At 72.5% G+C, this 18,023-nt stretch carries 19 protein-coding genes and 1 tRNA gene; 9 read left to right on the top strand and 11 right to left on the bottom strand.

Features of this window, described 5'->3' with window-relative positions; genetic code table 11:
• Positions 1-31 precede the first annotated feature (31 nt).
• The 5 genes from ACFWFR_RS01155 to ACFWFR_RS01135 all read right to left on the bottom strand — a co-directional run bounded on the left by ACFWFR_RS01155 (position 32) and on the right by ACFWFR_RS01135 (position 4,750).
• Positions 32-1,288 carry an MFS transporter gene (locus ACFWFR_RS01155; protein ID WP_377620645.1) on the bottom strand — a complete coding sequence of 419 codons (1,257 nt, stop codon included), beginning with the start codon at positions 1,286-1,288 and terminating at the stop codon, positions 32-34.
• On the bottom strand, positions 1,285-2,019 hold the full coding sequence (locus ACFWFR_RS01150) for an ArsR/SmtB family transcription factor (protein WP_377620644.1): 735 nt from the start codon (positions 2,017-2,019) through the stop codon (positions 1,285-1,287). Before ACFWFR_RS01150 ends, ACFWFR_RS01155 begins: the two co-directional genes overlap by 4 nt.
• Before the next feature lie 105 nt (positions 2,020-2,124).
• Complete coding sequence (locus ACFWFR_RS01145) at positions 2,125-2,598, bottom strand: MarR family winged helix-turn-helix transcriptional regulator (RefSeq protein ID WP_377620642.1); 474 nt, start codon at positions 2,596-2,598, stop codon at positions 2,125-2,127.
• Between the two features lie 132 nt (positions 2,599-2,730).
• Complete coding sequence (locus tag ACFWFR_RS01140; protein WP_377620641.1) at positions 2,731-3,864, bottom strand: FAD-dependent monooxygenase; 1,134 nt, start codon at positions 3,862-3,864, stop codon at positions 2,731-2,733.
• Positions 3,865-3,997: 133 nt separating this feature from the next.
• Complete coding sequence (locus tag ACFWFR_RS01135) at positions 3,998-4,750, bottom strand: phosphatase PAP2 family protein (protein WP_377620639.1); 753 nt, start codon at positions 4,748-4,750, stop codon at positions 3,998-4,000.
• Between the two features lie 151 nt (positions 4,751-4,901).
• Between ACFWFR_RS01135 and ACFWFR_RS01130 the strand changes: the two genes are divergently transcribed.
• From ACFWFR_RS01130 to ACFWFR_RS01110, 5 genes are all read left to right on the top strand, one after another.
• On the top strand, positions 4,902-5,051 hold the full coding sequence (locus ACFWFR_RS01130; protein WP_157257454.1) for a hypothetical protein: 150 nt from the start codon (positions 4,902-4,904) through the stop codon (positions 5,049-5,051).
• 224 nt (positions 5,052-5,275) lie between these two features.
• A complete protein-coding gene (orn, locus tag ACFWFR_RS01125) occupies positions 5,276-5,914 on the top strand; it encodes an oligoribonuclease (protein ID WP_377620675.1) in 639 nt (212 codons plus the stop codon).
• 69 nt (positions 5,915-5,983) lie between these two features.
• Positions 5,984-6,059, top strand: a tRNA-His gene (locus ACFWFR_RS01120).
• Positions 6,060-6,188: 129 nt separating this feature from the next.
• Positions 6,189-7,595 (top strand): FAD-binding oxidoreductase, encoded by a 1,407-nt coding sequence (locus tag ACFWFR_RS01115; protein ID WP_377620637.1) that lies wholly within the window; start codon positions 6,189-6,191, stop codon positions 7,593-7,595.
• A complete protein-coding gene (locus ACFWFR_RS01110; protein WP_377620636.1) occupies positions 7,592-8,866 on the top strand; it encodes a class I SAM-dependent methyltransferase in 1,275 nt (424 codons plus the stop codon). The genes ACFWFR_RS01115 and ACFWFR_RS01110 overlap by 4 nt, the downstream gene beginning before the upstream one ends.
• A 47-nt stretch (positions 8,867-8,913) precedes the next feature.
• Here ACFWFR_RS01110 and ACFWFR_RS01105 read toward each other — a convergent pair whose 3' ends face one another.
• Positions 8,914-9,303 carry a nuclear transport factor 2 family protein gene (locus ACFWFR_RS01105; RefSeq protein ID WP_377620634.1) on the bottom strand — a complete coding sequence of 130 codons (390 nt, stop codon included), beginning with the start codon at positions 9,301-9,303 and terminating at the stop codon, positions 8,914-8,916.
• A 309-nt stretch (positions 9,304-9,612) separates the two neighbouring features.
• On the opposite strand from ACFWFR_RS01105, the gene ACFWFR_RS01100 reads away from it, so the two are divergent.
• On the top strand, positions 9,613-10,092 hold the full coding sequence (locus tag ACFWFR_RS01100; protein WP_191803075.1) for an aromatic ring-opening dioxygenase LigA: 480 nt from the start codon (positions 9,613-9,615) through the stop codon (positions 10,090-10,092).
• A gap of 178 nt (positions 10,093-10,270) precedes the next feature.
• On the opposite strand, the gene ACFWFR_RS01095 is transcribed toward ACFWFR_RS01100, so the two are convergent.
• Positions 10,271-11,191, bottom strand: coding sequence for a hypothetical protein (locus ACFWFR_RS01095; protein WP_318244483.1), 921 nt, complete (start codon positions 11,189-11,191; stop codon positions 10,271-10,273).
• 66 nt (positions 11,192-11,257) lie between these two features.
• Positions 11,258-12,304 carry an ABC transporter ATP-binding protein gene (locus tag ACFWFR_RS01090; RefSeq protein WP_191803079.1) on the bottom strand — a complete coding sequence of 349 codons (1,047 nt, stop codon included), beginning with the start codon at positions 12,302-12,304 and terminating at the stop codon, positions 11,258-11,260.
• A gap of 68 nt (positions 12,305-12,372) precedes the next feature.
• Here ACFWFR_RS01090 and ACFWFR_RS01085 point away from each other — a divergent pair, with 68 nt between their 5' ends.
• The 3 genes from ACFWFR_RS01085 to ACFWFR_RS01075 all read left to right on the top strand — a co-directional run bounded on the left by ACFWFR_RS01085 (position 12,373) and on the right by ACFWFR_RS01075 (position 14,906).
• Positions 12,373-13,128, top strand: a complete 756-nt coding sequence (locus ACFWFR_RS01085; protein WP_377620632.1) for an ABC transporter permease — start codon at positions 12,373-12,375, stop codon at positions 13,126-13,128.
• Positions 13,125-13,805 (top strand): ABC transporter permease, encoded by a 681-nt coding sequence (locus tag ACFWFR_RS01080; protein WP_191803083.1) that lies wholly within the window; start codon positions 13,125-13,127, stop codon positions 13,803-13,805. Before ACFWFR_RS01085 ends, ACFWFR_RS01080 begins: the two co-directional genes overlap by 4 nt.
• Positions 13,806-13,889: 84 nt before the next feature.
• Positions 13,890-14,906, top strand: a complete 1,017-nt coding sequence (locus ACFWFR_RS01075) for a glycine betaine ABC transporter substrate-binding protein (protein ID WP_191803085.1) — start codon at positions 13,890-13,892, stop codon at positions 14,904-14,906.
• A 28-nt stretch (positions 14,907-14,934) separates the two neighbouring features.
• On the opposite strand, the gene ACFWFR_RS01070 is transcribed toward ACFWFR_RS01075, so the two are convergent.
• From ACFWFR_RS01070 to trmB, 3 genes are all read right to left on the bottom strand, one after another.
• Positions 14,935-16,458 (bottom strand): dihydrolipoyl dehydrogenase family protein, encoded by a 1,524-nt coding sequence (locus ACFWFR_RS01070; RefSeq protein WP_377620630.1) that lies wholly within the window; start codon positions 16,456-16,458, stop codon positions 14,935-14,937.
• A gap of 92 nt (positions 16,459-16,550) precedes the next feature.
• Complete coding sequence (locus ACFWFR_RS01065; RefSeq protein WP_377620628.1) at positions 16,551-17,117, bottom strand: AAA family ATPase; 567 nt, start codon at positions 17,115-17,117, stop codon at positions 16,551-16,553.
• Positions 17,118-17,219: 102 nt separating this feature from the next.
• A complete protein-coding gene (trmB, locus tag ACFWFR_RS01060) occupies positions 17,220-17,957 on the bottom strand; it encodes a tRNA (guanosine(46)-N7)-methyltransferase TrmB (RefSeq protein WP_377620626.1) in 738 nt (245 codons plus the stop codon).
• Positions 17,958-18,023 lie beyond the last annotated feature (66 nt).

The following is an 18,023-nucleotide window of genomic DNA, read 5'->3' as shown; positions in this document are numbered from 1 at the left end:
GCCCGCGACCCACCGAGCGCCCGCGGCCGGGTCATGCAGCCGGCGAGCTGCTGCCCTCCACCGCCGCATCCTCGGCGGCCGACGCACGCGACCCCTTGAGCGAGAGCAGCATCGAGACCGCGAGACCTGCGGCGGTCAGCCCGACCAGCACGCGGTAGTCGACGACCCCGACGACGGCCGCCGCGACCACGGTCATGGCGAGCTGCGGCACGTTGAGCAGCATGTTCGTCGCGGCCGAGGTGCGTCCCTGGAGCGTGGGCGGCGTCTTGAGCTGGCGCTCGGTCACGAACCCGACGATCGCCCAGGTGACCCCCAGGCCGATCGCGCCCATCCCGGCGATGATCGCGACGAGGTCGGTGCCCAGGGCGGGCAGGATGCCGAGCGTCACGATCCCGAGCGCGAGCGCGACCAGACGCTGCGAGCCGATCCGCTTGATCATGCGCGCGGCCGTGAGCCCCGCGACGATCGCCGTGACGCCCTGGACGCTCGAGATGGGTCCGAGCATCTCCGGCCCCAGCCCCAGGCCGCTCTCGATGACCGCGAAGCTCACCGCGTTGAGCACGCCCACGGCCCCGAACCCGACCGCGAGCGCGACCGTCAGGACACCGAGCGGCGCGGTGCGGAACAGGTGACGGAACCCTGCGGTGACCTCGGCGAGGAACGGCTCGCGCTCGTCCTGCGGGGTCGGCGGGGTCTCCGCGAGCACGATCCGTGACACGAAGAACGCCGCGACCACGAACGCGACCACGGCCGAGACCACGAGGGGCAGGGGCCCGACCGCGACGTACACCCCCGCGCCGATGACGGGCATGACGAGGCGGAACGTCTGGTCGATCGTCGTGAGCCGGCCGTTGGCGGCGCCCAGGGCCTCGTCGGGCAGGAGGTCGCGGATGAGCCCCGACTGGGCCGCGGCCGTCGCGAACCCGATCCCCGAGTACAGGACCGTGACCACGAAGATCAGCCAGACCTGGCCGGGACCGCGGACCGCGAACAGCGAGAGCAGCGAGACCGCGCCGACGAGGTAGGCCACGATCATCAGGCGGCGGCGCGAGACGCGGTCGGCGACCTGGCCGAGCAGCGGGGACACAAGCGCCGGGAGGCCCAGGGCTGCGAAGACCAGACCCGCGGTGCCGTTCGAGCCCGTGAGGTCCTTGACCCACACCGCGAAGATGATCGCGAGGACCGAGTCCGCGAAGTTGGTGAAGCCCCAGGCGACCGTGAGGAGACGGAAGGGCCGGGTGCGCAGCGCCTGCTTGACGAGGGTCGCCTCGTCGGTGGTCGCGCTCATGCGCGGGGCTCCTCGCCGGTCGGCAGCCCGACCGTGACCGGGCCGTCGGCGGGCGCGTCCAGGGCCCGGGACGCGGGGCCCCCGGCGTCCGCCGGCGCGTCGGGGTCGAACGGGTCCGCGTTGACGACGCCGAAGAACCGCGCGGGCCGCGACCCCTCGGGGCGCAGCTCGGGACGCGTCCAGCGTCCTGCGAAGCGGTCGGTGATCGCCTGCAGCTCGCGCGAGAGCTCGGTCAGCTCCTCGGGCGTCGCCCAGAACGAGCTCTTGGTCATGACCGAGGCGAGGAGCCACTCGTGGGGCTGGCGGGGCGCGGTGTCGATCCAGTGCCTGACCCGGGCCGCCTCCTGGTCGACCACGATCCGCGCGAGCTCGCCCGCGGCCCGCAGCGACTCGGGCTGCTCGGGGTCGTAGCGGCTCGTGCGCCCGGTGCCCACGGGCTTCCATGGCTTCTCGCGCCCTACCCGCTCGGCGGGCTCGACGAACCCGTACTTGGCGAGCATGCGCAGGTGGAACGAGCAGCTCGCGACCGACTCGCCCGTGACCTCGGCGCAGCGCGTGGCCGTGGCCTGCCCCTCGTCGTCGAGCAGGTCGAGGATCGCGAGGCGCAGCGGGTGGGCCAGGGCCCGGATCCGCTCGGGGTCGGACGTCGTGATGTCCTCGTCGCGCTGCGCCGGGGCCGGGACCTGTGCGGGCGGGTGCGTGACGTCGTCGGGCGGGGTGCTCTGTGGCATGCGGCCACCCTACGACTCTAAAGAAGTCTTGCGCAAGGGTTCTTTAGAATGAGGTTCTGGGGTGGACACGGAGGGAGCGGACCGTCCCGCCCGGTCGCCGGCAGCTCAGAGCGAGGCGTCGCGGATCGCGCGCTGGAGGGCGCGGAGCGCAGGAGCAGCGCGGCGAAGCGCTGCGCGGTCGGCCACGTCCATACGAGCCAGCGCGCGGTCGAGGGACCCGGCCCAGGCCTCGAGGATCGCGCTGCGCTCGGCCTCGGCCGCCGCCGTCGGGACGATCCGCACCACGCGGCGATCGTCCGGGCTCGGCTCGCGGACGACGAGACCGCGCTGGACGAGCGAACGCACGGCGGCGCTCGTGTTGGGCTGCAACAGCCCGAGCGCCTCGCTCAGCTCGCCGACGGTCGCGCCCGGCGACTCGAGGACCTGCTTGACGACACCGGCCTCGGTGATCGGCAGCCTGTTGACCCCCGCACGCTCGGGGGCTCGTCGATGGATGGTCCAGGCGAGGCCGTGGAGCGCCTCGGCGAGCTCGGCGTCGGTGGCGGCCGAGGCGTCGCTCTCTTCGACAAGGTCGGGCACGTCACTGCTCCCTGGCTCTCGGGCCCCCTCGACGGGCGCCGCGTCGCGACATGCTAGCAACCGGCGTCGCGCGTCCCGTGCCGGACCAGCGGTCCGGCACCGGACGGGACGGCACGGGACGCGCGAGCACTCTCAGAGCGGCAGAGCCATGGTCGCGAGCACGTGGTTCGTGGCCGTGACGTTGTCGAACTCCGACAGCCTGCCCATCTCCCACTCGCCGATCGCCAGGGAGGTCTCGACGATGAGCTTGCAGCGTTCGTAGCGACGCTCGGTGTACGCGACGAAGGCCGACTCGAGGTCCTCGTGCGACGCCATGACCTCGGCGAGCACCACGCCGTCCTCGATGGCCTGGGCAGCGCCCTGACCGAGGTGCGGAGTGATCGCGTGCACGGCGTCGCCGATGAGCACGACCCGGCCCGCGTGCCACGGCGCGGGCGAGATCAAGGCCTCCTCGGGGCGCAGCACGACCTGGCTCGAACCGTCGAGGTACGTGTCGCGCACGCGACCCGTGAGCCCGCCGAAGGGCGCGAGGTGCTCGCGGAGAAGCTCGAGAGTCTCCTCGTCGCTCATCCGCCCGGGGCGGTCCATCTGCGCGTTGTAGAACAGGTAGGCGAGGTCGGGGCCGATCGGGACGAAGCCCGCCATGCCCTCGGGCCCCTCCTGCAGGATGATCCGGTCGATCTCCGGCTCGCGCGGGATGTTGATCCGGAAGGCCGACTGACCGATGTAGACGGGCTGGAGCTCCTCGGCGAGCACGTGGCGACGCACCGCCGAGCGGACGCCGTCCGCCCCGACGACGACGTCGTACCGACCGGACGAACCGTCGGCGAAGGACACGTCGACCCCCGCGTCGTCGGCACCGAGGTCGGCGAACTCGGTCGAGTAACGGATGACCGCGCCGACCTCGTTCGCGCGGGCCGTGAGAATCGCGTGGAGCGCCGGCCGGGTCAGCCCGTTGAGGGGCGGCAGGTCCGATCCGGGGATGCGCGCACCGGGCATGTCCCGGACGAAGCTCCCGCCGACGTCGTACATCGCACCCCAGGCCGTCGCCGGGTACCCGACCGACATGCAGGCGTCGGCGCAGCCGATCGCGTCGAGTGCGCGCAGCGCGTTGATGGGCTGGATGATGCCGACCCCGTAGACCGAGGAGTGGAGGTCGGGCGAGCGTTCGACCACCTCGACGGTGTACCCGACCTGACGGAGCGCGATCGCGGTGGACAGGCCACCGATCCCGCCACCGATGACGAGGACAGTTCCTCGACTCATGTGCTTCACCTACATCGTTGTGAGTGTGTCCTACGGGCTTCGTCGCCCGCGGGGAGTGCATCCGTGGACGACGGTAGCACAAACATATGCGCACATATGTATCCCCTGGCACCCTTCCGCTCGACGCCCCGGTTCAGCCCTGTCGTCGCGGCAGGTCGTGCAGCCTGTCGATCACCACCACGCCCCCGAGGACCGCGACCGCGAGGCTCGCCCCCGCGAGCACGTCGGTCACGAAGTGGTAGCCGAGGTACAGGCGGCTGCCCCCGACGACCGCGATCACCACCACGCTCACGACGACCCAGGCCACGAGCACGAGCCTGCGCTGCCGTCCCTCCTGCCACTGCCGCCACACCAGGTAGCCGCCGACCAGCACGAGCGTCGCGGCACCGATCGTGTGCCCCGACGGGAACGAGAAGCTGCGCTCGACGCCCGGGACGACCATGGCGGCGTCGTCGGGCCGCGGCCTGGCCACGAGCGCCTTGAGCAGCGTCGAGACGATCGTCGACGTGATCATGGCCCCGGCCAGCAGGCCCGGTTCCCACCAGCGCCGGGTCGCGAGCCCCCACCACAGGCACCCCACCCCGACCAGGATCGGCAGGACCACGGGGCCGAACAGGTTCGTGACGACCGTCAGGACCGCCGTCGCGGCGGCGGTCCGGTGCGCGACCATCCACGCCAGCACGGCGTCGTCGGTGAACCAGAGGTCGTCGCGCTCGCGCACGGAGTCGTAGACGACCAGGAAACCCAGCACGCCGATCATGACCAGGACCAGGCCGGGCAGCGCGGCGACGAGCCGCGCGCGCCACACGCCCACCGTGCCCGACGACGTCCCCTCCCCCGCGCTCACGTCGCCCCGTGCGTCACTCGGCCCACCGTCTGCTCCCATCCCGAGAGCCTAAGGAGAAAAAGGCGTGCACCGCCCGGCGAGGAGGTGGTTGTGTTGCACCTATCACCGCGGTGGCGTCCGTCCGGTCAGTACCGGGCGGTGGAGGACCCGGCCAGGTCCACGAATCCGACGTCACGAAAGACGAACCACCATGCATCCCCAGCTCATGCACGACGTCGCCGACCTCGGTCGGCGCGAACAGCTCCAGGAGCAGACGCTGCGCCGCAGCAGCCTGCGACGGACGACGACCCGCATCCCGGCGCGCACCCGGCAGGCCCGCCTGCCGCGTCGTACCGCATGACGGCGCCCGGCCGCTCGGCGATCTCCCGCCGACCGGGCACCCACCACCGAAGGCCCTGATCTCCTCGTCACAGGAGTCAGGGCCTTCGTGCTGCCGGCCCCGCCACGAGGCCTCCAGGAAGCGCGCCCGGAGCGCCGCGGGCGTGCCCGCCCCGACCCACGGCCTAGGCTGTGGGCGTGAGCCCTGTGAACACCAATGACCGCATCGTGTGGATCGACTGCGAGATGACCGGTCTCGATCTGGGCGCCGACGCGCTCATCGAGGTCGCCGCCGTCGTCACCGACTCCGAGCTGAACGTCCTGGGCGACGGGGTCGACGTCCTCATCGCCCCGCCCGCCGAGGCGCTCGAGCAGATGGGCGACTTCGTCCGCGAGATGCACACCACGTCCGGGCTCCTCGAGGAGCTGCCGGGCGGCACGACCATGGCCGACGCGCAGGCCCGCGTGCTCGAGTACATCCGCACCTGGGTCCCCGAGCCGGGCAAGGCCCCGCTCGCGGGGAACTCGGTCGGGACCGACAAGACGTTCCTCGAGCGCGACATGCCGGAGCTGGTCGGCCACCTGCACTACCGGATCGTCGACGTCTCCTCGATCAAGGAGCTCGCGCGCCGCTGGTACCCGCGCGTGTACTTCGCGTCCCCCGCCAAGACGGGCGGCCACCGTGCGCTGGGCGACATCCTCGACAGCATCGACGAGCTGCGCTACTACCGCGAGGCACTGTTCGTGCCGCAGCCCGGCACCGACTCCAGGACCGCGAAGGCGATCGCCGAGCGCATCAAGGAGACCTCGGTCGCCTTGTCGATCGGGACGCCGGGGACGGACGCCGAGACCGGGACCGAGACCGACGCCGCACCCCTGTCCTGAGACCCCTCAGAAACCAGGTACACTTTTCGACGGCTGCTAAAGAGTTCTTCGGAGCTCGTGCAGGCCGTGGTGGGTATAGCTCAGCTGGTAGAGCACCTGGTTGTGGTCCAGGGGGTCGCGGGTTCAAGTCCCGTTACTCACCCCACGGAGAGAGGCCCCTCGCGTTCGCGCGAGGGGCCTCTTCTCGTTCCGGTCAGCCCCTCGGACCGCGGTACCCAGGGTGTGATTCCGCTCACCGGTGGCGACCGCGCCAGCCCGACCTACAGTGGGTGAGGTGTCAGCCCCCGCGAGCGTTGCCGTCCGTGGTGAGCACCAGCACGCCGAAGCCGTGGCCACGCTGGTCCGCTCCGCCGCCGCCGTCGAGTCCGGCCACCCGTTGCGCCTGGCCAAGCGGACCACCAACCTCTTCCGTCCCAGACGCCCGTCGGACGGGCCGGGCCTGGACGCGTCGGGACTGACGGGTGTCGTCTCGATCGACCCCGCGGCCGGCACCGCGGACGTCCAGGGCATGTGCACCTACGAGGACCTGGTCGCGGCCACGCTCCCGCACGGCCTCGTGCCGACGGTCGTCCCTCAGCTGCGCACGATCACGGTCGGTGGCGCGCTGGCGGGCCTGGGCATCGAGTCGAGCTCGCTGCGCAACGGCCTGCCCCACGAGGCGGTCCTCGAGCTCGACGTCCTGACACCCGCGGGCGAGGTCGTCACGGCGGCGCCCACGGGCGCGCATGCCGACCTCTTCCGCGCGTTCCCCAACTCCTACGGCACGCTCGGATATGCGACACGGGTGCGGCTCCGCCTGGACCGGACCGAGCCGTTCGTCGCGGTCCGCAACGTGCGCCTCCACTCGGTCGCCGAGGTCGCGGCCGCGATCGGCAAGATCGCGGCGGACGGGTCGTGGGACGGCGAGCAGGTCGACTTCTGCGACGGCGTGCTGTTCGACCCGGGCGAGCTGTACCTGTGCCTGGGCCGGTTCGCGTCGCGCGACGAGGCACGGGCGCTCGCGCCTGCACCGAGCGACTACACGGGCCAGGAGATCTACTACCTGTCGCTGCGCGAGAAGTCGCTCGACGTCCTGCGCACGCAGGACTACCTGTGGCGCTGGGACACCGACTGGTTCTGGTGCTCGCGCGCGTTCGGGGTCCAGAACCCGCTCGTGCGCAGGCTGTGGCCGCGGCGGTGGCGACGTTCCGACGTCTATCGCCGGATCGTGGGTCTCGACGAGCGCCTGGACCTCACGGGTCGGCTCGCCGACCTCCGCCGTCGGCCCCGCAACGAGCGGGTGGTCCAGGACGTCGAGGTCCCGCTCGACCAGGTCGAGAGCTTCATGGCGTGGTTCACGAGCCACGTGCCCATGACGCCGGTGTGGCTGTGCCCGCTGCGCCTCGCGTCGCCCGAGCCCTGGCCGCTGTACCCCCTCGAACCTCACCGGGTGTACGTCAACGTGGGGTTCTGGGGCGGCGTGCCGATCGCCGAGGGCGCGCACGACGGCGACGTGAACCGCCAGATCGAGATGGCCGTCGCCGTCCGCCACGGCCACAAGTCGCTCTACTCGACCTCGACGTACGGCCGCGAGACGTTCGACACCCTCTACGGCGGCCTCGACTACGCGGCGGTCAAGGACCGCTACGACCCCGCGGGGCGCACGCCCACGCTCTACGAGAAGGCGGTACAGGGAGCATGACGCAGATCGCAGTGGCCGACGTCCTCGACCAGCTGGCCGACGGCCCGCTCCCGTTCGGGTTCACCGCGTACGACGGGTCGAGCGCGGGGCCCGCCGATGCCGCGTTCCACGTCCACCTCGCGAACGAGCGCGGCCTGCGCTACGTCGCGACGGCCCCGGGCGGGCTGGGACTGGGACGCGCGTACGTCGCGGGCGACCTCCAGGTCGACGGGGTCCCCGGAGGGGACCCGTACCCCCTGCTCAAGGCCGCCGCGGACGGGTTGCGGCTGCGCCGGCCGAGCGCAGCGGAGGCCGCGCGGATCGCCCGGGGCCTGGGGCTGGGCTTGCTGCGCCCGCCCGAGCCTCCGCCCGAGGAGCACCTGTCGAGGCTGCGCCGGCTCACCGAGGGGCTGCGGCACTCGCGCCGGCGCGACGCCGAGGCCATCAGCCACCACTACGACGTCTCGAACGCGTTCTACCGCCACGTCCTGGGCCCGTCCATGACGTACACGTGCGCGTGCTTCCCGACCCCGCAGTCGACGCTCGAGGAGGCGCAGGAGCACAAGTACGCGCTCGTCGCGGGCAAGCTCGGCCTGCACCCCGGCATGCGCCTGCTCGACGTGGGCTGCGGATGGGGAGGCATGGTCCGGCACGCGGCCCGCTCGGGCATCCGCGCGCTCGGGGTCACGCTGTCGCGCCAGCAGGCCGAGTGGGCGCAGGACCGGATCGAGCGCGAGGGCCTCGCCGACCTCGCCGAGGTCCGGTACGCGGACTACCGGGACGTCACGGAGGGCGGGTTCGACGCCGTGAGCTCGATCGGGCTCACCGAGCACATCGGGGTCGCCAACTACCGCGCGTACTTCACGTTCCTCCAGGGGCGGCTGCGGGACGGCGGGCGCCTGCTCAACCACTCGATCACGCGCCCGACCAACACCGCCCGCCCCCGTGCGGGCGGCTTCATCGACCGGTACGTCTTCCCGGACGGGGAGCTCACGGGGTCGGGCCGGATCATCTCGACCATGCAGGACGTGGGCCTCGAGGTGCGTCACGCGGAGAACCTGCGCGAGCACTACGCGATGACGCTGCGCGAGTGGGGTGCGAACCTCACTCGGCACTGGGACGAGTGCGTGGCCGACGTCGGGATCGGCACGGCCCGCGTGTGGGGCGTGTACATGGCGGGGTCGCGGCTCGCGTTCGAGCGCAACGAGATCCAGCTGCACCAGGTCCTCGCGGTGCGTCCGGAGCCGGGCGGGGCGGCGGACTTCCCGCTGCGCCCGGACTGGACCCCGTAGGCCCGACGGCGGCGCTCGCCGGGCGGTCGCGTGCGGCGTCCGAGGAGTCAGGGCTCGTCGCGCGCGGTCGTGAGGTGGGTGTGCGCGCACCGCCAGCCGTCGGCTCCTCGGACGAACACGTCGGTGATCCACTCGTCGGAGGCGAACGCCTGCCCCCGGTAGTGCCCGCTGTTGGCACCGCGCCCGGTGAAGACGGCGACGTCCCCCAGGTCGCGCACGCTGCCCGTGATCTTGCTCATCGTCTCGTGCGTGAGCTCCCCCGAGCGGACGAGGTCCAGGAAGGTCTCGCGGGACGTGATGCCGTCCTCGCCGACGATCTGCCAGTCGTCGGTCGTGAAGCGGCCGATCGCATCGGCGTCGTTGTCGACGATCGCCCTTCCCCAGGCGGCCTCGACCGCCTCGAGCTCACTCGTCAGGTCGTGCTCCTCGTCGGTCATCCGTCGATCTCCCGTCGGTTCCCGGTGGGGCCTGGGAAGGCCCGCGGAGAGGGTCGTCAGGACCTTGGTCCCGCCCCTCCGAACCCTTCGGCACTACGCCCCGGCGAGGCCTGTCGGATCACGCCTCCCACCGTTGACAATCTGTCATCTCCGCGTGACAGAGGCCACATTCTCACGCTTGTGAAGGCATTCACAAGCAGGTTAGGGTCGACACATCGAAGCGCTCCCAGCCCCGGGTTCGCAACGAAGATCGGCCCTTTCCGTTCTTTCACCGCAGGTCGTCCGACCTCTTCCTCTGGGAGTCACACCATGAGCACCAGCACCGCTGGTCCCGCCCGCTCCGTCCGTCTCATCGGCCTCGTCACGATGATCGCAGGCCTCGTGCTGCTGCTCGCCGGCGCAGCCACCTGGGCCACCATCTCCTCGCAGCTCGCCGCCGAGAAGATCACCGTCTCGGAGGACGCCTCGATGTTCGGTGGCTCGCAGGTCCGCGGCCCGTTCACCGCCTACGCGCAGGCAGAGGTCATCAACAAGCACGCGCTCGCCGCCTCGGAGGGCAAGACCTACGCCGAGCTCGACAAGGAGGACCCGGCCCGTGCGACCGTCATGAACGGCTCGTTCCTCCGCGCCTCGCTCTTCACCTCGGTCGTCTCCTACGGCGTCAGCGCACTGGTCATGGGCCTCGGTGTCCTGTTCGGCCTCCTCGGCTACGCACTGCGCCGCATCGGAGCAGCTCCCGCCCTGGTCGCCGGTCCCTCGACGCCCACGCCTGAGGTCGCCAAGGTCTGATCTCGGACCGGCTCCACCGCACGACCCGCACGACCCGCACGGCAGATCACCCGGCAGATTCTCCCGGCATGGTGAAGGGCCGACGAGCACCAGCTCGTCGGCCCTTCATCACGTCCGGGCCCGGCCGGCAGCCCGTGTGCCCGCCGAGCAGGACACAGACCGTCGGGGACGGAGAGCGTCAGGCCGTGGGCGCCGCGACCAGGCGCTGCGCCACCGCGTCGGCGAACCGGTCGAGCGACCCCTTGCCGAGCGAGAAGAAGAGCGAGGGCTCGGTGAGCTCGACCTCGATGACCATGGGCGCGCCGTCGTCCCCGCCCACCAGGTCGACGCGCGCGTAGAGGTTCGGTTCCTGCCCCGGGACGGCCTTCGCTGCGACCTCGAGCGCCTGCTGCGCGACCGCGAGCTGCTCGGGGCTGGCCTCGAAGCGGCTCATCTCCTCCTGCTTGTACAGCCCCTGGGTGGGACGGTGCGGCCCGGTGAGGAGCGCGTTCTTGCGCACCGCGTGCGAGAACTCGCCGTCGATGAAGACCAGGCCGGTCTCGCCGGCCGTATCGACGCTGCGGACGTAGGGCTGCACCATGACCTGGCGGCCCGAGACGAGCAGGTTCTTGGCGTGCTGGATGGCGAGGCCGCGCGAGTGGGCCTCGCCCGACTGGTAGCGCCCGGTGTCCTTGGCCCCAGCGCTCACGACGGGCTTGATGACGAAGTCGCCCTGCGCGGGCAGGCGCGTGTGGATGGCGCGCGACGACAGGTTCTGGCTCGGGTCGAGCCAGAGCGTCGGGATGACCGGGACGCCCTGCTCCTCGAGCTCGCGCAGGTAGCGCTTGTCGGTGTTCCAGCTGATGACCGCTGCGGGGTTCAGCACCCGCCCGGCGCGCTCGGCCCACTCGACGAACTCGTCGCGGCGCGGCGCGTAGTCCCAGGCGGAGCGCACGACGACCGCGTCGAACGAGGTCCAGTCGACCGTCTCGTCGTCCCACACCGAGGGCACTGCCTCGATCCCCCGCGCGGCGAGGGCCCCGACGAGCGGTGCGTCGTCGGGGTCGAGGTGCGGCAGGACGGAGCAGGTGGCGACGGCGATGCGCGAGGTGGTGGTCACGCACAAGAGCCTAGACGCCCTGGGCGCGCTGAACACGTGGGATCGGGTGAGATCTCCGTCGCGCCGCTAGACCGCAGCGGCGTCGGCCGTGCGGCGCAGGGCGGCGAGGATGCCGTCCGCGGTGAAGGAGCCGACGACGTCGCCCACCTCGTCCGCGACGGGCACCCTGCCCATGGCGGACCCGGGCAGGGCCGCGATCGCCTCGAACGCCTCGGTCAGCGGCGCGCCGAGCCGGATGGGCTCGGGGGCCGGGGCGGAGATCAGCTCGGCCCCGTCGAGGTCTCCCCGCTGCACCGTGGCCAGGCCGAGCATCCGGACCGGCGCTCCCTCACCGATGAACTCGCGGACCGCGTCGCTCGCGGGGTGCGCCAGGACGGTCAGCGGCTCGGCGAGCTGTTCGAGGTGCCCGCCGAAGCTGAAGACCGCGATCCGGTCGGCGAGGCGGACCGCCTCGTCGATGTCGTGGGTCACGAACAGGACCGTGGTCCCGAGCTCGCGCTGGATGCGCCGGAACTCGGTCTGGAGCCGGCGGCGTCCGGCAGGGTCGACCGCGCCGAACGGCTCGTCCATGAGCAGGACGGGCGGGTCGGTCGCGAGCGCCCTGGCCACTCCCACCCGCTGTCGCTCGCCCCCGGACAGCTCGTGCGGGTAGCGCTCGGCGTAGGTGCCGGGGGCCAGCCCGACGAGCTCGAGCAGCTCACCGACCCGCGCCCTGGTGCGTGCCCTGTCCCACCCGAGCAGCCCGGGCACGGTCGCGACGTTCTGGGCCACGGTCCGGTGCGGGAACAGGCCCACGTTCTGGATGACGTAGCCGATCCTGCGGCGCAGCGCCACGGGGTCGCCCTGCGTGATGTCCTCGCCGCGCAGCAGGATGCGCCCGGCCGAGGGTTCGACGAGCCGGTTCGTCATGCGCAGCGTCGTGGACTTCCCGCAGCCCGACGGCCCGACGAGCGCGAGCATCTCGTGCTCGCGGACGCTCAACGAGAGGTCGCCCACCGCGACCGTGCCGTTGGGGTACTCCTTGCGGACGCCGTCGAACACGATGGCCGACTCGTCGGTGATGCTCGGGAACGCTGCGGTCGCCTCGCTGGTGCCTGTCGTGGAGCTCGCCATGCCCCGACGCTACCGGGCGCCGCACGTCGTCGCGCGAGCGGTGGGCGGCTCGGGATAGGTTCGACGGCATGCCACCCAACCCGTGGTTCTCGTGGAGCTACGTCCAGAACAACTGGGGAGAGATCTCCCAGGCGCTCGTCGAGCACACGACGATCACCCTCGAGGCCGTGCTCATCGCGCTCGTGATCGCCCTGCCCCTCGCGGCCCTCGCGCACCGTGTGCGCTGGCTGGCCGTGCCCGTGCTCGGCATGACGGGCGTCATGTACACCATCCCGTCGCTCGCACTGTTCTCGATCCTCGTCCCGTTCACGGGGATCGGGCGGACACCCGTGCTCATCGGTCTGGTCATGTACGCCCTGCTGATCCTGGTCCGCAACATCCTCGTCGGTCTCCAGGGCGTGGACCCGGACGTCCGCGACGCCGCCCGGGGCCTGGGCTACGGCTCGACCCGGCTCCTGGCGTCGGTCGAGATGCCCAACGCGCTCCCGAGCATCATGACGGGCGTGCGCCTCGCGACGGTCTCGACCGTCGCCCTCGTAACCGTGGGGTTCGTCGCAGGCTACGGCGGGCTGGGCACGCTCATGTTCCGTGGCTTCCGCTCGAGCTACAACGCGCAGATCATGACCGCGACGCTCCTGTGCCTGCTCCTGGCGGTCGTGCTCGACCTCCTGCTGCTGCTCCTGGGGCGGGCGCTGACACCCTGGTCACGCACGCGCGGCGCCTCGTCGAGGACGGGGGCCCGGGCTGCGGCCGTCGCCACCGGCGCGGCCACAGCGCCCGAGCCGCAGGAGCCGCAGGACCGGACGGCGGTGCGGGACGCATGAACGTCGTCGAGCAGGCCCTGACGTGGCTCAACGACCCGCTCAACTGGACCGGACCGGACGGGCTCCTGGTCCGCACGGGCGAGCACCTCGAGATGACGGCCGTCGCGGTCCTTCTCGCGGCGCTCGTCGCGCTGCCCGTCGGCATCTGGCTCGGGCACTCCGGGCGCGGGGCCGGGCCGACCATCGTGGTCGTCAACACCTCGCGCGCGCTGCCGACGTTCGGGATCCTGCTCATCCTCGCCGCGGGCGGGCTCTTCGGGAACCGTGCGGCGGTCATCTCGGCCGTGATCTTCGCGATCCCGCTGATCCTCGCGAACGCCTACACGGGCGTCGCCGAGGTCGACCCCGACGTCAAGGACGCCGCGCGCGGCATGGGCATGTCGTCGCAGCGCTCGTTGTGGCTCGTCGAGGTGCCGCTCGCCGTGCCGTTGGTCGCGGCGGGTCTGCGCACCGCGATCGTGCAGGTCATCGCGGTGCTGACCCTCGCGGCGTTCGTGGGGGGCGGGGGGCTCGGGGTCCCGCTGCGGGTCGGCTTCTCCAACCAGCGGTACGGGCAGGTGCTCGCCGTGGGCGTCGTGATCGCGGTCCTGTGCCTGGTCGTGGACGCGGTCCTCGCCCTGGTCCAGCGAGCCGTGACCCCCGCACCGCTGCGAGTCCGGGCCGGGACCTTGCGCTGAGGTGTCGCTCGGGTTGCCGGTCTGCGGCCCCGGGGGTGGAATGGGTTGTCCGTGCGAGCCGACGATCGAGAGGCCCCGACACACATGTCACGGCGATCCACCACCCTTCGCACCCTGTCCGCTTCCGCCCTCCTCGTCCTGGCCCTCGCGGCGTGCGGCGAGGCCGGCTCCTCCGGTACCGGAGGGAACACCTCCGGCGGTTCGACGTCCACAGCGAGCGGCGCCGCGTGCGAACCGGTCGCCGGTGACGCGCTCGTCGTCCTCGAGGACGACAAGCACCTCCAGACGGTCGACAACATCATCCCCGCGGCCAACGCCGCCGCGGTGGCGAACCAGCCCGCGGTCCTCGAGCTCCTCGACACCGTGTCCGCGGCGCTGACGACCGACAAGCTCATCGCGCTCAACAAGGCCGTCGACGTCGAGCGGCAGACCTCCTCACAGGTGGCCCAGAAGTTCGTCGAGGACGAGGGCCTCGCAGCCCAGGACACCCCGGGGACGGGCACGTCGCTGGTCGTGGGTGCGGCGAACTTCTCGGAGAGCACGACGCTCGCGGAGATCTACGCGGCCGTGCTGCGCTCGGGCGGGTACGACGTCACCGTGCAGACCGTCGACGCGCGCGAGACGTACCTGCCCGCGCTCGAGTCGGGCCAGCTCAGCGTCTTCCCCGAGTACGTGGGCACGCTCACCGAGTTCCTCAACAAGGAGATCAACGGCCCCGACGCGGAGCCCCTCGCGAGCGGAGACCTGGACACCACGGTCGCGGCGCTGCGCGAGCTCGGTGCCGAGAAGGGCCTGACGTTCGGCGAGCCGTCGTCGGCCCAGGACCAGAACGCGTTCGCGGTCACCACGGCCTTCGCCGAGGAGCACGACGTCTCGACCCTCTCCGAGCTCGCCGAGGCCTGCCCGGGCGGCATCACGCTGGGCGCCGGTCCCGAGTGCCCCGAGCGCGCGTTCTGCGAACCCGGGCTCGAGGAGAAGTACGGCCTGAACATCACCAACTTCGTGAACCTGGACGTGGGCGGCCCGCTGACCAAGGCCGCCCTCCTGCAGGGCGAGATCGTGCTCGGCCTCGTGTTCTCCTCGGACGGCCAGCTCGGCTGACGAGTAGGCGGCCGCTCGGGGCAGACGGTCACAAGCCGTAGGTCTCGAGCAGCCGTAGCCAGACCTCGCTGATCGTCGGGTAGGCGGGCACAGCGTGCCACAAGCGTGCAAGCGGCACCTGCCCGACGATCGCGATGGTCGCGGCGTGCAGCATCTCCGCCGCGTCCGGGCCCACGAACGTCGCGCCCACGATCACCTGGCGCTCGGTGTCGACCACGATCTGCGCGGTCCCCTCGTAGCCCTCGGCCACGAGCACGGCCCCGGACACGGACCCGAGCTTGTACGACACCGCACGGACCGGCAGGCCCGCCTTCTTCGCCTCGGCCTCGGTCGACCCCACCGACGCGACCTCAGGACGCGTGAACACGACCTGGGTCCTGGCCCCGTGGTCCGCGGTCGCGGCGTAGCGGCTCCAGGGTTCGGGGACCTCGCGCGCCGCCCCGCCCGCCCCGGCGGCCCGCGCCTCCTCGGGTCGGACCTTCCCGAACCGTGCCGCGACCACGTCGCCGACGACCCTGCCCTCGTACTTGCCCTGGTGCGTGGTCGCGACCCGTCCCGTCACGTCACCGCACGCGAACAGCCACCCGCCCTCGACCCCCTGGACCTCGAGCTGGTCGTCGACCGCGAGCGCCTTCCCGGGCTCGAGCCCGACCACCTCGACCCCCAGGTCCCCCGTGCGCGGCACCCGACCGGTCGCGACGAGCACCTGTGCGCCGGCGACCCACCCCTTGCCCTGCGGGCCGTCGTACGCGAGGCGCGCTCCGCCGTCGGGCAGGGAGGTCGCCCCCGTGACGCTCACCCCCAGCCGGACGTCCACCCCGATCGACCGCAGGCCCGTCGCGACGGCCTCGCTCGCGAACGGCTCGGAGCGCCCGAGCAGGCGACCGCGCGAGAGCAGCGTGGCCTTCGACCCGAGGTCGGTGAAGGCCGTGGCCATCTCGACCCCCACCACTCCCCCGCCGACGACCACCAGCGACGCCGGGACGTCCTGCACGCTCGTCGCCTCGCGGCTGCTCCACGGGTCGGTCTCGGCGAGGCCGGGCGTGTCGGGCAGCACGGGCACGCTGCCCGTCGCGACGATCACGGCGTGCCGCGCCGCGATCAGGCGGGTCGCGGGGAGGTCGTCGACGTCGGCGTCGGGGTCCTCGGGGCTGACCTCGACGAGCCTCGGCCCGACCAGACGTCCGAGACCACGCACGAGCGAGATCCCGACGCCGTCGAGCCACTGGACCTGGCCCGAGTCGTCCCAGTGCGAGACCATCTCGTCGCGGCGCGCCAGGATCGGGGCCGGGTCGAGCGTCGGGCTCGCCTCGACCCCCGGGACCGCGCGAGCGGCCGCGAGCGCCGCCCCGGGGCGCAGCAGCGCCTTGGACGGCATGCACGCCCAGTAGGAGCACTCGCCGCCGACGAGCTCGGCCTCGACCACGGCCACGCTCAGGCCTGTGCGGCTCGCGCGGTCGGCCGCGTTCTCGCCGACCGGTCCACCGCCGATCACGATCACGTCGAAGGTCTCGTCGGGGGTGGCCTGGGTCCGGGGGTCGCTGCTGCTCATGCCTCCCATCGTGGCCCGGAGGACGCGGGGCTGCGCGCCGGGCGGTCGGCTCGCCGAGCGACGGGGTGGCCCGCTCGGCCGCCGGCCGCGGCTCAGGCGACGCGCGCCTCGTCGAGACGGTCGAGGATCTGCGCGACCGTCTCGGCGACGGTCCACCCCGTCGTGTCGAGAACCAGCCCGCCGGGGGTCTCGCGAGCGGCCTCGGCGAACTCCTCGGGGGTCCAGGCGCCGTAGGCCTGCTTGTGCCGGGCGGCGTCGCGCGCCGCGAGGGTCGCGGCGTCGGGCGTCAGCACGACGGCGTAGCGCGGGCGGGTGCGCAGGCTCGCCGTGAAGCGGGCCAGGTCCGGCCCCAGCAGGATGTCCTGGACCACTGCGGTGATGCCCGCCGCCGCGTACGTGTCCGCGGCGTGGGCCGCGAGGGACTGCCGCAGGTCGAGCTGAGCCCGCGCAGCGGGTGAGAGCGGCGGGTCCATCGAGGCCTGGCCGCTCACGACGAACCGCCGGAACATGTCGCCGCGCACGTGCGCCGCGAGCGGGAAGGTGCGAGCCAGGGCCTCGGCGACGGTCGACTTCCCGGAGGCCATGGCCCCCGTGACGACCAGGACGGGAGCCGACGGACCGGGGTGAGCGGCGCCGTCGGGCGGGGAGGTCGAGGACATGTCCGGAGCCTAGGTCGCACGGCCCTCGCCGCGAAGCGAATTACCGCCGCTGATCCGCACCTCTCGGCGAGAGCCGGCCCTGCGGGACCGAAGCCCGGGGCCTCAGACCCGGCGGAACTCCAGGTCCGTGATGGACCGGCCCGCGGCGTGGCCCTTGCCCTCGAAGCTCGTGCGCACGCGCCCCTCGAAGCGCGGCGCGACCGCCCCGACCCCGTGGACGTTGACGAACGACGGGTTCGCTCCGATGACCTCGAGCATCTGGTCGGCGTACTCGGCCCAGTCGGTCGCGAGCCGCCACGTGCCGCCGGGGCGGATCGCGCGCGCCGCGAGCTCGGCGAGCGAGGGCGTGACGAGGCGACGCTTGTGGTGGCGGGCCTTGTGCCACGGGTCGGGGAAGAAGACCCACAGCTCGTCGACGGACCCCTCGGGGAGCGTCGTCGTGAGGACCTCGGCGGCGTTGGCCTGCAGCAGGCGCACGTTCGTCAGCCCGCGCTGCGTCGCGCGCAGCACGGTCTGCGCGAGCCCGGGCGTGTAGACCTCGACGGCCAGGAAGTCGCGCTCCGGGGCCGTCTCGGCCGCGTGGACAACGGCCTCGCCCAGGCCTGACCCGACCTCGACCACGAGCGGAGCCTGGCGACCGAACGTCGCGGCGACGTCGAGCACGTAGGCCGGGTCCACCGAGGTGCGGGCCTCGGCGCGCGGGACGTCGACGACGAGCCGCGCCGCGTGCTCGTCCCACGCGCGCTGCTGGCGGGGGTTGAGGCGACCGCTACGACGGACGAAGGACACGATGTCGGTACGGAAGCCCTGCTCGCGGGCTTCGTCGAGGGTCTCGGGCATCCGACAAGTCTAGGCGGGCCCCGAGGCGGCCCCGGGCTGCGTGAGGCGGACCTCCAGGAGGTCCGC

Origin of the sequence: Oerskovia sp. NPDC060287 (assembly GCF_042726775.1) — a bacterium.
GTDB classification, from domain to species: domain Bacteria; phylum Actinomycetota; class Actinomycetes; order Actinomycetales; family Cellulomonadaceae; genus Oerskovia; species Oerskovia merdavium.
Note: the sequence above shows the minus strand (reverse complement) of the source record. Positions and strands in the feature narration are given on the sequence as shown.